Genomic DNA, 13,021 nt, shown 5'->3' on the forward strand with positions numbered 1-13,021 from the left:
TTTCCGATACAGTTTCAACGTAGTGGAAACGCTCTGAGATACTGTATCAACTTGTCTTTTGAGACGCTACGACAGCTCTCGCAGGTCAGCGATGACTCCATGAGAATCCCGTTGAAACCACTGGAGCGTGAAGTGCGAAATGGAGTTACGAAGGTCGCCACGTCAACCGCGCACCAAAGCGCGTGCAGGTGACAGACCTTGGATGCGAAGGAACAGGAGAATTGGGATCGCAGCTTGGCTGACCGTGGTCGGCCAAGGCTGCAAGCCCGGAGCGATGTCGTTCCGCTTCACGCATTCAGGACTCCAGAGGACACCATGACCGCAACCACTGATCACTACTTGGGCATTGACCTCCACAAACGCAAAGCGCAAGTCGCTGTCCTCGATGACGAAGGCGAAGTCGTTGAAGAGGTCCGCGTCGCCAACGCGGACCTCGGCGGAATCGCACAGAAGTACGCTGGAAGTAGTGCTGCACTCGAAGCGGGAAGCAATTACTTCACGATTTACGACAGGCTTGATGAAGAGTTGGATGTGACGCTCGCCAATCCGGCCAAGGCCGATTGGCTCGAAGACCAGAAACAGAAGAACGATCGGAAGGGCGTCAAAAACCTCGCGCGGTATCTGCGGTTGGGCGAAGTGCCCGAAAGCTACGTCCCACCTGAAGAATGCCGGCGCTACCGCGCTTGCGCGCGGTCGTAAGTTGGTAGAGAAGCGTTCAGACTTCAAAAACGAGGTCAACTCACTGCTTGATCAGAACGGCGTCACCTACGACGGGTCGTTGTGGAGCGATCAAGGGCGTGAGTTCCTCCGCGAACTCATGCTCGACGATGCGTCGGAGTTGTTGTTGGAGCAGTGGTTGGAAGCAATCGATGAGTTCACCGTGAAGATCAAGCGGATGCAGCGGCGGATCGAAGAGGTAGCGGCTGAGGTAGATGAGCTGAATACGTTGATGTCTGCGCCTGGTATAGCGGCATTTTCTGGCTTGATGATCTACAGCGAGATCGGTGAAGTAAAGCGGTTTGACCGCGCGGCTGAAGTGGTGAGTCATGCCGGGTTAGACCCAGTAATCCGCGAGTCTGGCGACTCGCGGAGAGAACCAGATCAGCAAGGAAGGAAACGGCTACTTGCGATGGATCCTGGTCCAGTGCGCGAACACCGCGGTTCATAACGCGAAGGACCCGTACTTGAGTCAGTTCTACTGGCGGTTACGCAACAAGCGAAATAAACCGCACAAGGTAGCAATCGTGGCAACAGCGCGGAAGCTGTTATTGGCGTTGTTCAATATGCTCAGGAAGAACGAACCGTGCGACCCACCGGAGGTGAGCGCCTGAGAGACGCTCCGCGTCTCTCTTTGGGCAGGCCAGCGCACGATGAGCAACTGGTGTGTCGTGTGAAGATGCCCCCGCACGGCGGATGTGGCAGTGACTGATTCGACTGCTTGCTATGGGTTTTCACTCTCAGTGAGAGGCGAGCAACAGGACCGCCAGAAAATCTAAGAACATCGACGTGGTTTGTTCAGATAGCGGGATTCTCAGCGATGTTGACGTCCACCTCGTCGTCAGCACATTCACCGTCACCGTAGACGACGTATTCGTGGTCGAGTCTGTCGCCTTCGTCGAGTGGTTCGTACGCTCGAAAGCGGTCGGTATAGGCCGTGGGCGACTCTTTTCGGCGGTCGGACAGCAGGAGTCAAATCGTCGATTCGTCTGCCGCTTTCGCTGGGATCACGTATCGCTATTTAGTGCCGCGATCTGCCAGAATGAACACGGGTGGCTTGTCGCCGCCAGAAATACACCCGCGCATGGACAGGCCAAGCGAGCGTGACAGTGGTCGCGCTCGCAGCCTTTCTTCCCGGCAAAGACGTACACTTCGTCGATTTCGACCGGATCGACCGGATCAAGGAAGGCGCATCAAGGCTCTGGTAAAGCGCTCGATGCGCTGGTACATCATTCTGTGTGTCACACCAATCCCGCACTGTAGTTGGTGGAGATTCGTATCAAACCAAAGGAAGACGTAAATTGAGACCAGCTACCGCCGCAGCGCGACCTTCGAATGAGTGAAAATCGTGCCCGTCTCGTCGTTGAACGTGCGGCCGCAATTCTTACAGAGATACCGCTGAAACTTTTGGTTGCTACCGTTTCTGACCGTCCGGTCAGAACGGCAGCGAGGACAGGTAACACCGTCACGCTGAGCGACCTGCTCTAACAGGTCCGGAGACCGATTCCGATCCAAACACTTATATTAGCGTCATTCGTGCCGAGCACCGCTGACGCGATGCGCTTGTTTTTTGACTCCATAATGGCCGCTCAGAAGTATCAAAAATCTCATACGGATGAGCGATTCTTAAAGAGAGCCTTACGCTGTGGTTGTCTGTTAATGACTATATACTCATGTGACAGCTAAGCAGTGGATATAGTCAATGAGGATACTCAACCTGCCTGATGGGATGCTAGTGTTCGCTCTCGTCGTTAGTATGATCATCTCCGTACTATCTGCTGTAATTCTACCGGCGGGTGCAGTAGCTGCTCCCGCGACTGCAAGTAGCAATATCGATTTACAGCACAGTGACAGCGCCAGTGGAGGGCTTGGCGGCCCACCGTACACAGAGACAATTGTAGTCCATACAGTTGGAGAGAGTACATTTAGGTTTGGTGGAGACACTGGTCGGCGGCTAATAGTTCAGGAAGCAACAACCAACCGGACTGTAGCTATACGCCCAGTAAACAGCAGCGTAGCTTGGAACATAGAGCAAGTGTATATAAACGCTGCACGGATTCACCAAGACATGGGATTTGACTCAACACCAAATATGAGTATATTAGTAAAATCTCAACCTTATAGTGTAGATATTGGCGTAATTGCTAATGGTGACCTGAAATGTTTGAGGACACGACGTTTTCGGCATACAGAGTGAAGCTTGTTGACAGCAGTGGTAAGACTCTTGCGACTACGGACGCAAAAATACATGGAGTACAATACAATTTTTCTGAGGATATAGACTCTTCTATCAACTCAATTGAATATAATAAATCCGCGATAGCAATTCCGAAAGATGGGAGGATACCTCCTGGTTGGACCGCTGAATTAGTCCAAGTGACAGCACATAACGAGAAATACACGACTAAGGCAAGTCACAGTCCGAGAAGTGAATACTTCATATTTAATATTTCTAACTCCGAATTTGAAAGAGATACGTACTTTGATGTTAATATATACACATCCAGTCGAAAATCCGCAGGGAATTTGGCCGTGAGCTTGTATCTGCTTAAAATTACGGAGGACAATATTGTAGATGGTCCAGTAGGTAGCCCTACAGAATCAACGATTCCTAATCGGTATGACCTGGATGGTGATGGACAAATTACTATCACAGACATACAAAAGATTATAATTATACTAAATTCTGGAAAACATCTAGATGGAAAGCCAGTTACAGTTAACGATGTGCTTAATATGATTATACTCTATAATTTATAAGTCAGCTATCGATTTGAATAGATACTGTGTCTCAGTCATAGTGGCTTATAGAGCGGTTGTATGTTCGAGACAGCGAATATACGACTCTCACGGAACTGTCGATACAAACCCAGCACCCGTACGGCATCGCCGAGCAGGCGCTTCGTTGTCGAATGTGAAGTTTCGGTCATTCAGTGTTCAGAGGCGTACTGTACTCCAACAAGTCAGCCCGGTCTAAGTCGAGTTCGTCACGAATTTGACTATACGCCCTGCCGATTCGGTGTTTTGCGGTAACTGTGGCTTCTTCGAGCCGAAAACAGTGTATAGCAACGTGTTTCCAGTAGCTGAACCCACCGCTAGCAGGGTCCCCGCGTGCTTCCTCAACATTTGTTCACCTATGTACCGACACTAGCTAATAGAGTTGAGGAGATCGACTTCCGTGGACAGAATTGATTTCTTGGTGTCGTCCCTCTATTCGTGATATGAGTCGATTAGATCACTATTCAACACTTCGAAACAATTTATTTGCTAAGAATAGATGATATATTTTATCTCTAAGTCTAATATTTTACTACTGCAACCCCAAATTTGATAGATACTTTCACTCACATGACGATCGTTGTTATTGAACCAGTGGATAGTTTGAACGACTTCTTTGAGTGCTTCTTGACCGGGTTGCGTAGGATCTGTCGGTGGAACTGGAACGTTCTGAGATACGGTGTCAGCTTATTTTTGGAGACTCCTCGGTCTGGCGAAAGCCACGCGTCGCTAGCGCTACGGTGGTTCTCGCAAGTGTTGGCGTGTACGTTTCCATCCACCTATTCGCCCCCTCTGTGAACGACTTCTTCTCGCTAGTAGTTCTCGCTGTCTTCCAGTGGATTGTACGCTCGAAATCCGTCAGTGTAAGTAGTCAGCTCTTCCACCGTGCGGTCGTTGAGGTGGAGCTGAACGGTTTATTCGTCAGCGGATTTTGCTGGGACGACGTGTCGCTGATCGCTGCCGCAATCAACAAGTGTGAACATCGGTGCTTGTCCTCATTATGGTTTCTGCTACCGCGTATTGCGGCTTTCAGCCCCGCAGTGATCTAAACCTCGTTGACTTCGATTGGGCCAACAGGGTTGATGGCTGGCGCATCGAGTAGTTCTCCAGAACGCTCGACGCCCCGCCGTAATGACCGGTACGAAACGATGAGTTCAGCGTTGGAATGTAAATATTGATGAATCGAAGGAATAAATAAAACGCGAACAAGAACATGTTGAGGCCGATATTCGCGTTAGGGTTTAACCCAGCTATTGACGTTGAGGAATCGGTCAAGCCAGCCGGCGGCGAAACTGAGCGTGTGTGTCAGATTGAGGAACTCGCATAGGCGTAGAACACCGCATTTTAACGCTTTCCCTCTGAGTGAAAGGGGCCAACTGTCTCGTCCTCATCACCGTAGTAGGGCCGCAGGTAGTGGTCGTCGCAGACTCCACCTGCTCGGGAAGAACCTTTAGAACACCTCTTTGTTGGAGTGTGTTCCCAACCTGTTCAACCGACGTTAGGTCGAACTTCTCGCGGAGGTTGTACAGAATTGTTTTTTCATGGGGAGAGCTTTCACTGGTCTCACAGAGTTCAGATACCGAAGTCCTCAGTTTCGATTTCTGTATTATCGCTGAGACCGAGGTCAACTTCTTAATCAAGCGTATTGACGAGGAAATTAAGAAGTTAGTTCTTGTGGCACTGTCTAGTTGAGCGAGTTTGAGAAGCGAGAAGGCCGTAGCGAGAAGTGTCCATGCAACTCGCAGACCTCCTCAGCGAAACGTTAGATAAGGATAGTCAAGACGTTTGGGAGAACGAGCGTACCCCGACACCCGTCTGGCGGTTCGGGGTGCGTCTCCACTCGGCGGGGCTGTCGATCAGGGAAACAGCCGCTATCTTACACCTGCTGGGTATCGATCGTTCCCACGGTGCGGTCTGGAGCTGGGTTCATACGTTGCCTGAAGCACAGAGCGACCCGCCGACGGCGTCGCCGTCGTGGGTCGCAGTCGATGAGAAACAAATCGAGGTTGACAGCGAAAAAAGTGGCTCTACGCTGCTGTCGACACAGAGTCAAAATTACTGCTCGAAATCGACGTGTTCAGCCGCCGCGGGGTCAGTCCCGCGGCGGCGTTCCTATCGACTCACTCAGAAACACGATGTCGCGATTCAGTGTTTCTCGTCGATGCTGGCGGCTATCTGACTGCCCTCTCACACCACGATCTGAGCTGTCGGCTCGACTACCGTATCGAAAAGTGGTTCCAGACTGCAACCATGCGAATCGATCGCTTTCACTCGTTTTGGCGGGGCAGTCAATCCAGCGCGAAACAGTGGTTACGACGCTTCAGACACCACTACAACCACGAACGGCCAAACCAAGCACTCGACGGCAAAACGCTAGGTGAGGTCATTCAGAACTAGATAGTGCCGAATCTACAGAAACAAGAGACAGATGACAATAGCTATTAGTCCAGAGAGTGATATCCTTTTGGCGGCACTGCTTGAGGAGCGCGCTCAAAAGCGGTCCACTGGCCACCTTTGCACCGCAACCCGGGGCGCGCCCGCCGCCTTCGACCGAGACATAGATCAGGACTCCCTGAGCTAAACGTTCTTGATGCTCGACACCTAAGTGGCAGGCAGTTATGAGGAGGAAGATTTAGACCAAAGCGATCTTTACAGGTTTCTCGGCAGTACTTTGACCGGTGGAACACAAGGACCTCGGGGTCCCGATACTCTCTGTGATTTCGGGTGCAAAAAATTGAGTCGCTCATGTGAAGCACGTTGTTGGTGAATCAGAGGACGGTTCGAACGATTTCTTTGAGAGCGTCTCGACCTGGTTCGCGTAGGATTCGTCGGCGGAGCTGGAACGCTCTGAGATACGGTGTGAGCTTGTCTTTGGCGATGCCTCGGTGGGGCGAGAGCCACCGTCGTGTCAGCGACGCGTGGCTCTCGCAGCCGTTGACGTGTACCTCGCCATCAGCGTATTCACCGTCGCCGTCGACGACGTATTCGCGGTCGAACGCGTCGTCGTCCTCTAGCGAGTCATAGGCCCGAAATCCGTCCGTATAGACGGTCAACGACTCCTGTTCGTGGTCGGCAAGCAGGAGTCGGACGGTCGATTCCTCAGCGGATTTCGCTGGCACGACATACCGGTCGTCCGACCCGCAATCAACCAGCGTGAACACCGGCGGCTTGTCACCAGCGTACGATCCTCAACCACGCGTGGACAGCCCACGCGTCGCTGTAATGAGTGAGGAATCTTTTGTGGGGTCGGTCCGATGTGCTGGCGATGGGACGCGAGCGACGCAAAGAGATCAAGCGTCACATCTCAGAGGAGAAGCTCAACGAGCTTCTCCGCGACGCCGACAAACACAGGATTCGGCGTCTCGGGTTCGTGAAGAATTTCTACCAAGGCGACACGATTGCCGAAGCTACCGACCGGGAAGCTCGGTCGGCAGCCACCGGCCGCCGAGTGGGCGATGCTTGCACTCCAAGCCATTCGTATCGAACTCGGGAAGTCCTACCGCCAGACAATCGACCTTCTAAGCGAGATGCCCGAAATCCTTGAAGAACTCCGTCTTACGCGGCTTCCTCACTTCACCGCTCTCCGTGACTGGTTCGAGAACATCCCGATGGAAACCTACCGAGCGTTTCTCGGCGCATCAGCCGAGAAACGCTCTGGTCACGCCGCAATCGACACAACTGGCTTCGACCGTGACCAGCCCTCGCGCCACTACGCTCAGCGAGCGCATTACCGTGTTCGCTCGCTGAAAGTCACTGCCCTCGTAGACGTGAAAAACGCTGTACGTCTCCGATGTTCACTGCACGACCACGAAGAAACACGACGCCAAGATCGGCCCACAGGTCGCTCGGCGCAATGCCGAGGACCTGCGGTCACTGGCTGCTGACCGCGCCTATGATTGAAAACCGTTCCGGGACGAACTCCGTGAAGATGGCATTCGCCCGCTGGTCAAACACCGCATCTACTCGTCGCTGGATCTTGCGCGCAACGCCCTGATGAGCCGTCTCTGGTACAATCGCCGCTGGATGGTTGAAACCGTCTCCTCCTCGATCAAGTGCACGCTCGGCTCCGCCGTGCGTGCGCGAGCTGGCACCTCGAATTCCGGGAAATGGTCCTCAAATGCGCAGTCTACAATCTTCGTCGAGCAGTCAGATACCCAGCAAATTAACCGCTGTTACTCGGTTTCTGCTCGCTGGCTGAGTGAGTGAACCCGCCGAAATCAAGCTCCGTATAGCGATCCTACGAAGTACTAATATTTAACAACGGCCTGATACGTATAATCCATTACTTACTTATTGACAGGCAATGAATGGATATATGTCTTCTTGTATCCCAAGGAGACACGTTGTGAGTGTGCCAACATTCGCTACCAGAAAGCACATCCTCTGTGCTTTCTGGCGTCCACTTTCCGCTACTATTCGACTTGATAGTTCAGAAACACGTCCCTCGTGAACTACCTCGACCGATCCGCGCTGACGCGCTCGTTGAGGACGGGGCTTCCTGCTTCCACGACGCACTTTGCAGACACAGAGGTGTCCACAGGGAGCGCAGTCTCTACAGGCGTTCGTTTGGAGTGTCCCACTCCTACATCTTGTAGACCGCGAGAACGGATGTTCCACGCCGCGTTTGCGTCCCTGTCTGCCCCGAACCCACAGGTAGGACAGGAATGTTCATAGACCCATAGCGGCTTCTCCGTCGAGACGTCGCACGCCGCGCACTTTTCGTCGTCCCTCTCGGGTTGACCGCGACGAAGTGCGTACCCTCGTAGTCGCACTTGTATTCGAGCAACGAGAGGAACGTTCGCCACGCTGCCGATGCCATGTTGCGACTGTTCGACGATGATTCGAGCATCCCCTTCATCTTCAAGTCTTCAACCGCCACGAAGTCGTACTCCCGAGCGTAGTACGCCGAGAGCTGTGCAAGAAGTCGCGGCGCTTCCGCCGAAGGTCGGTGTGACACTCCACTATGCACCGCCGTTGCTTCTCGTAGTTGTTCGACCCGTGCTGTTTGCGCGAGAGCTTCCGTTGCTCGCGCTCCAAGCGGTCGCGTTCGTCCGAGAGGTCGAGCGATCCGACCGCCATGCCGTCGGTGTTGTGGACGTACTTACGAATCGCCACGTCGATGCCGACGCACTTCTCGGGCGGCTCGCGGTCCATTTCGATGCCGAAGGTGGCGAATCACTGAGCCGTGGCGACGCCACCGGACGCCGGTTGACTTCCTCCACGGCTTCACAGTAGTTGCCGATTCAAATTGCGGTGTGTTCTCTGAGGTATGACGAGATTGTTGAAATCCGGCTTGAGCCGGTTGTTTGAGCAGTGATTCGAGTAGGCGGTGAGCGAGGAGATGGGAAATTCATGGCGACTGTCAGTCTCGCCAGTACAGAGGGGCGTGCTGACCCAAGCGCTCGCCTGGGTCTGCCGCCCCGACGAGGCTTATCCGTACGTCACTGGCCCGAGGAAGAACCGAAACGTCGCCGTTGAAACTGCTGGTCGAGTCTTCACCCGACGTTGCTCCGAAAGTAGCAGACACACCACGATCCAGAGATTGTACAGCGTCACAGCGAACAAAAGTAGAACAACCGCACCGCAAACACCGGCGACGTAGTCCGGGGCAGAAACTCACCGATCTTCCGGTAGGACGTTTCGATTCCCCAGCGACGCCGATACGCTTGTGCGAGTGGCACCGCTTCATCTACCGTCCTCGGTTGATTCGTGATCAGACACAGCGAGTCGTCGTCCCGCGAGTGGTGCGGGACGACGACGAGCGTCACCGGTACACGCATCGTCGGGGACTGCTTTCTGACCAGCTCGTAGTCGGTGACGAATTTCTCTTCATCGTGTTCGGCAAGAACGCGCTTGATCCCCGGCGTTTTGGGTGCGCGCATGACGAACTCTACACCGAGATCGGCGAGTTCGTCGACTAACTCGACCCGATAGAGGCCACGATCACAGTAGATGCGGGTGATCGAGACGGCCTGACGCGCCGTCTCGATCACCTCGCGGATCGCCTCAATCAGAGACGGTGTATCGGTCCGAGCAACGTGTTCGGACGCGAGCGTGAACCGCGCTGCCGGTGACACAATGCACAGTGTCACGAAGACGTAGGCGAGATTTGTCCCGTGGTCAGAGTTGATTCGTGACACCATCGGTGTCTGCTTCGAGCCGTAATAGAGCCACTCATGGAGGTCTACCGCAACTTCTGCGGTGTTGGGAAGGCGATGTGCTTTGCGTGTCTGCGTGATGACCTGATCGCGGACGCCATCGAACTGAGCGTCGATGGTGTCCGCTTCCATCTGCCCGAAGTTGTACAGGAGTGACTTCGCTGGCGGACTCCGGTCTTCGAGGTCGAGATCGTCACCTCTGGCAAGTTGGAGGTGCCTAGCACTGGTGTTGGTGAACCCTCGTTCGAACCCACTCCGAGTGAGGACTCTGGCGAAGTCCTCACTCGGATAGGTACCATTGACCTTCACCCCGAAGTCCAAGGACGGATAGAGAAGCGATCTTGCGGCACGGCAGACCTGCCGTGCCTCGGCGGTATCGACCATACTTGTCGTACGGTGCCACCGGAGAAATCGGTCTCTCAGCCACTTCGGCAACTACTGTGAAGGGGTGGGCTTCCGCAGCTTTCTGTCACTCGACTACGACGGCGTCGTGCAACCGGGTGACGGCGGTCAGAACCGGGAACGTCCAGGGCTGATCGGCATAGAGGTGCATACAAAGCGAACGGCCGTCGACCGGTGACGGGGAGATCCGACTGTGGATCACCGACTGTCGGTCCCGGACGATCTCGTCGAGTCGGACTTCGAATTCCTCTTTGTACCAGTCCTGGATGATCACGTCGTCGAGGGATTCGACGATCTCTTTGATGGCACTGCCAGCTGTCGCGAGCGCGGTGGCTTCCTCGTCGAGCACGTCGGCGTAGGCAGTCCGATCGTCGATCGCGCAATCGACGGCGGTCAGCAGGGCCGAGCGTTGGTGTGGCGTGACCGTGCTCGTGGATGAGTCGACTACTGCCGCGGTGAAGTCGCCAAGTTCGGCGAGCATGTGCTCTGACAGCGACTCGCCGTAGACCGCCTCGTAGTGTGGGACACTCATCACGGTCGATTCGAAGGCATCGGCCAGGCGCTCAACCTGATTGAGACAGTCATCACCGCTGACCACGGACCGCTGTCGGTTCGATGGCGTCGCCGTGGCGGGACGGAGGTCAGAGACGGCTGTCCTGAACGATTCGAAGGCCGATCGCTCGGCGGCGACCTCCTCGCGCTCCCGGGAGACTCTGCTCTGTGCGTCCGATATCGGCTCTACAACGTGGTGTCTGAAGATCCTGAGATACTGCCGTGGGCCGCCGGGGAGGGTAGTCTGGACCATGTTATGATATGTAATTCTATATGACAAAGATGTTTGTTTCAGATACCTTCCGTTTTTCACCATATTATAGAGATAGAACTACATAATAGGTCGCTTTATCTGGATTGAGGCGCTAAGCCCTCTCCTCACCGAGCGCCGAAGGCACGAGCAGGGGGATACAGCGCCGCACGGTTCTCATATACTCTCCGGTTGTAGGCCTACAGGCCCACGCAATCGTAATATTTTTTTAGGGTAGCATGATATCTACTGAACCCAATGGAATACGACCTCGATTCGGGAGCGCACTCAACGTACTCCCTGCATTACCACCTGATACTCACCACGAAGTATCGGCGTGGAGCGCTAACCGAGGAGCGAACCCAATTTATTCGCGGAATCATCAGCGAGTTCACGGACAACTACGGTGTCGAACTGACGAACCTCGACGGCGAGGATGATCACGTACACAACCTCTTCCGAGCGAAGCCGCCACAGACCTCGTGAAGTTCATCAACACGGTCAAGGGCGCGACCGCCCGCCGTATTCGCAATGAGTACGCGGACGAACTGAAGACCGAACTGTGGAGCGACTCGTTCTGGAACGATTCGTACTGTCTCATCTCGACGGGGCAGGTGTCGCTGGATGTGCTGAAACAGTACGTCGAAGACCAACGCGAGTAGAGGCCTATGTACTACGCCTACAAGTACCGTCTCAAGCCGTCCGACGCCCACTGTGAGGAGTTGGACCGCCACCGAGATATTTGTATGCAACTGTATAACCACACGCTCTACCACCTCAACGAGTATCAAGATGAACAGACGAACTGCCGTCGATAACTACCCTGCGGTCGGAACTCCCCGACCTCAAGGAGTGGTGGAACGACCTCTCTGACGTGTACTCGAAGGTTTTCCAAACCGTCGTAGAACGGCTGTTCGACAACCTCAACGGCCTCTCCAAGCTCAAGGAGAACGGCTACGGCGTCGGTTAACTCAGTGGAAGCCGCCACGAGAGTTCCGTAGTTTCACGCACAGCCAGTCTGGCTTCAAGCTCGATAAGAAGAGCGGTCAGACCATGCTATCACTCTCAAAACTCGGTGACATCCCGATACGGCACCACCGTTTCATCCCCGACGACGCGAATCTCAAGCAGGTCACGGTCAAGAAGGGACCAACGGTCGAGCGGTTCGCCACCTTCGGCATCGAAATGGACCGCGAGCCGCCCGAGAATCCCGAGAAGTGAGCGGCATCGACGTAGGGATTCGTAAGTACGTCCACAACACCGACGGAACCGCCGTAGGGTCGCGCTCGACCTCTCGGATGAACGCGACCGCTTGGAGCGCGAGCAACGGAAGCTCTCGCGTAAACAGCACGGGTCGAACAACTACGAGAGATGGTGTTATAGAAGTATTCACACACTATAATAGATTTTCCTGACCGTTATAGAACGTTACTGCTTAGAAAGTCGTGCATTTGGTGCACGGTATGTTAAAATACTCAAAGAGTGCCCTTTCGTTTCCGAATTATGATTTTTCTCACTCGCTCAACGTGGTTTGACTCAGATTGAACGAACGCTGTGAGGATGGCCTCGACGATCTCGGAGCCAACCGCTCCGAGATCGTCACACTCATCGACCAGTTCGTCCACCTCTCGTACAATTTTCTCGTCAGCAGCGACTCCGAATGTCTCTTTCGCCATAGCTACGACAAGCTAAAAATAGTATACACCAAGTGTACGGCGCTTTCAATTCGTTAGAGGTAATTCAGCAAACCATGAGAAATCTTCTATGACACCCTCACGAGAAGCAACGGCGGTGCATAGTGGAGTGTCACACCGACCTTCGGCGGAAGCGCCGCGACTTCTTGCACTCTCGGCGTACTACGCTCGGGAATACGACCTCGTAGCGGTCGAAGACCTGAACGTGAAGGAGATGATGGATCGCCATCGAATAGTCGCAACACTGCGTCTACCGCGTGGCGAACGTTCCTCTCGTTGCTCGAATACAAGTGCGAGCGTGAAGGAACGTACTTCGTCGCGGTCAACCCGAGAGGGACGACCAAGGAGTGCGCGTCGTGCGGCGTTTCGACCGACAAGCCATTGTCGGTACTTCCCATCGTTCCTGATTGCTGACTCAATTTCTGGAGGGAAACGAGCGAGATCGGAGTGACCGATTCATGGGTCGAACA

Annotated in this window: 5 protein-coding genes and 14 pseudogenes; 9 read left to right on the forward strand and 10 right to left on the reverse strand. The window is 54.1% G+C overall.

Translation table 11 applies throughout. From position 1 onward, the window contains the following. Positions 1–315 precede the first annotated feature (315 nt). Positions 316–1,331 (forward strand): annotated as a pseudogene (locus P1L40_RS21095) (IS110 family RNA-guided transposase). A 190-nt stretch (positions 1,332–1,521) separates the two neighbouring features. On the opposite strand, the pseudogene P1L40_RS21100 reads toward P1L40_RS21095, so the two are convergent. Beyond that, positions 1,522–2,236: pseudogene (locus tag P1L40_RS21100) on the reverse strand (IS1/IS1595 family N-terminal zinc-binding domain-containing protein); the annotation flags it as partial. 183 nt (positions 2,237–2,419) lie between these two features. Between P1L40_RS21100 and P1L40_RS21105 the strand changes: the two are divergent. Further along, complete coding sequence (locus tag P1L40_RS21105; RefSeq protein ID WP_284011662.1) at positions 2,420–2,914, forward strand: hypothetical protein; 495 nt, start codon at positions 2,420–2,422, stop codon at positions 2,912–2,914. Continuing rightward, a complete protein-coding gene (locus P1L40_RS21110; RefSeq protein ID WP_284011663.1) occupies positions 2,878–3,477 on the forward strand; it encodes a hypothetical protein in 600 nt (199 codons plus the stop codon). The genes P1L40_RS21105 and P1L40_RS21110 overlap by 37 nt, the downstream gene beginning before the upstream one ends. Positions 3,478–3,512: 35 nt before the next feature. Here P1L40_RS21110 and P1L40_RS23620 read toward each other — a convergent pair. The 4 pseudogenes from P1L40_RS23620 to P1L40_RS21125 form a co-directional block, all read right to left on the reverse strand. Next, positions 3,513–3,647: pseudogene (locus P1L40_RS23620) on the reverse strand (IS5/IS1182 family transposase); the annotation flags it as partial. Positions 3,648–3,661: 14 nt separating this feature from the next. Next, positions 3,662–3,843, reverse strand: a pseudogene (locus tag P1L40_RS23625) (IS5/IS1182 family transposase); the annotation flags it as partial. A 249-nt stretch (positions 3,844–4,092) separates the two neighbouring features. Next, positions 4,093–4,731 (reverse strand): annotated as a pseudogene (locus P1L40_RS21120) (transposase); the annotation flags it as partial. A gap of 111 nt (positions 4,732–4,842) precedes the next feature. Next, positions 4,843–5,160 (reverse strand): annotated as a pseudogene (locus P1L40_RS21125) (ISH3 family transposase); the annotation flags it as partial. Between the two features lie 67 nt (positions 5,161–5,227). Here P1L40_RS21125 and P1L40_RS21130 point away from each other — a divergent pair. Further along, positions 5,228–5,892: pseudogene (locus P1L40_RS21130) on the forward strand (IS6 family transposase). Between the two features lie 371 nt (positions 5,893–6,263). Here P1L40_RS21130 and P1L40_RS21135 read toward each other — a convergent pair. Further along, a pseudogene (locus P1L40_RS21135) lies at positions 6,264–6,710 on the reverse strand (IS1595 family transposase); the annotation flags it as partial. 50 nt (positions 6,711–6,760) lie between these two features. Here P1L40_RS21135 and P1L40_RS21140 point away from each other — a divergent pair. After that, positions 6,761–6,943, forward strand: a pseudogene (locus P1L40_RS21140) (IS630 family transposase); the annotation flags it as partial. Continuing rightward, positions 6,894–7,661 (forward strand): annotated as a pseudogene (locus P1L40_RS21145) (IS5 family transposase). The pseudogenes P1L40_RS21140 and P1L40_RS21145, both read left to right, overlap by 50 nt. A 285-nt stretch (positions 7,662–7,946) precedes the next feature. On the opposite strand, the pseudogene P1L40_RS21150 reads toward P1L40_RS21145, so the two are convergent. From P1L40_RS21150 to P1L40_RS21160, 3 genes and pseudogenes are all read right to left on the reverse strand, one after another. After that, positions 7,947–8,670, reverse strand: a pseudogene (locus P1L40_RS21150) (RNA-guided endonuclease InsQ/TnpB family protein); the annotation flags it as partial. Between the two features lie 377 nt (positions 8,671–9,047). Further along, on the reverse strand, positions 9,048–10,037 hold the full coding sequence (locus P1L40_RS21155) for a transposase (protein ID WP_284011664.1): 990 nt from the start codon (positions 10,035–10,037) through the stop codon (positions 9,048–9,050). Between the two features lie 85 nt (positions 10,038–10,122). Then, complete coding sequence (locus P1L40_RS21160; RefSeq protein WP_284011640.1) at positions 10,123–10,860, reverse strand: DUF7260 family protein; 738 nt, start codon at positions 10,858–10,860, stop codon at positions 10,123–10,125. 255 nt (positions 10,861–11,115) lie between these two features. Here P1L40_RS21160 and tnpA point away from each other — a divergent pair. Together tnpA and P1L40_RS21170 are read left to right on the forward strand one after the other, a co-directional pair. After that, positions 11,116–11,519 (forward strand): annotated as a pseudogene (gene tnpA, locus P1L40_RS21165) (IS200/IS605 family transposase). Positions 11,520–11,525: 6 nt separating this feature from the next. Beyond that, positions 11,526–12,229 (forward strand): annotated as a pseudogene (locus P1L40_RS21170) (RNA-guided endonuclease InsQ/TnpB family protein); the annotation flags it as partial. 103 nt (positions 12,230–12,332) lie between these two features. Here P1L40_RS21170 and P1L40_RS21175 read toward each other — a convergent pair. Then, positions 12,333–12,533: a hypothetical protein gene (locus P1L40_RS21175; protein WP_284011665.1), complete on the reverse strand. Its 201-nt coding sequence runs from the start codon at positions 12,531–12,533 to the stop codon at positions 12,333–12,335. A gap of 101 nt (positions 12,534–12,634) precedes the next feature. On the opposite strand from P1L40_RS21175, the pseudogene P1L40_RS21180 reads away from it, so the two are divergent. Further along, a pseudogene (locus P1L40_RS21180) lies at positions 12,635–12,941 on the forward strand (RNA-guided endonuclease InsQ/TnpB family protein); the annotation flags it as partial. Positions 12,942–13,021: the final 80 nt, after the last annotated feature.

The organism is Haloarcula pelagica, assembly GCF_030127105.1.
GTDB lineage: Archaea > Halobacteriota > Halobacteria > Halobacteriales > Haloarculaceae > Haloarcula > Haloarcula pelagica.

Excerpts from the sequence above, each read along its gene's own strand:
- P1L40_RS21105 (WP_284011662.1), top strand. The coding sequence starts at position 2,420 with ATGAGGATACTCAACCTGCCTGATGGGATGCTAGTGTTCGCTCTCGTC.
- P1L40_RS21110 (WP_284011663.1), top strand. The coding sequence starts at position 2,878 with ATGTTTGAGGACACGACGTTTTCGGCATACAGAGTGAAGCTTGTTGAC.
- P1L40_RS21155 (WP_284011664.1), bottom strand. The coding sequence starts at position 10,037 with ATGGTCGATACCGCCGAGGCACGGCAGGTCTGCCGTGCCGCAAGATCG.
- P1L40_RS21160 (WP_284011640.1), bottom strand. The coding sequence starts at position 10,860 with ATGGTCCAGACTACCCTCCCCGGCGGCCCACGGCAGTATCTCAGGATC.
- P1L40_RS21175 (WP_284011665.1), bottom strand. The coding sequence starts at position 12,533 with ATGGCGAAAGAGACATTCGGAGTCGCTGCTGACGAGAAAATTGTACGA.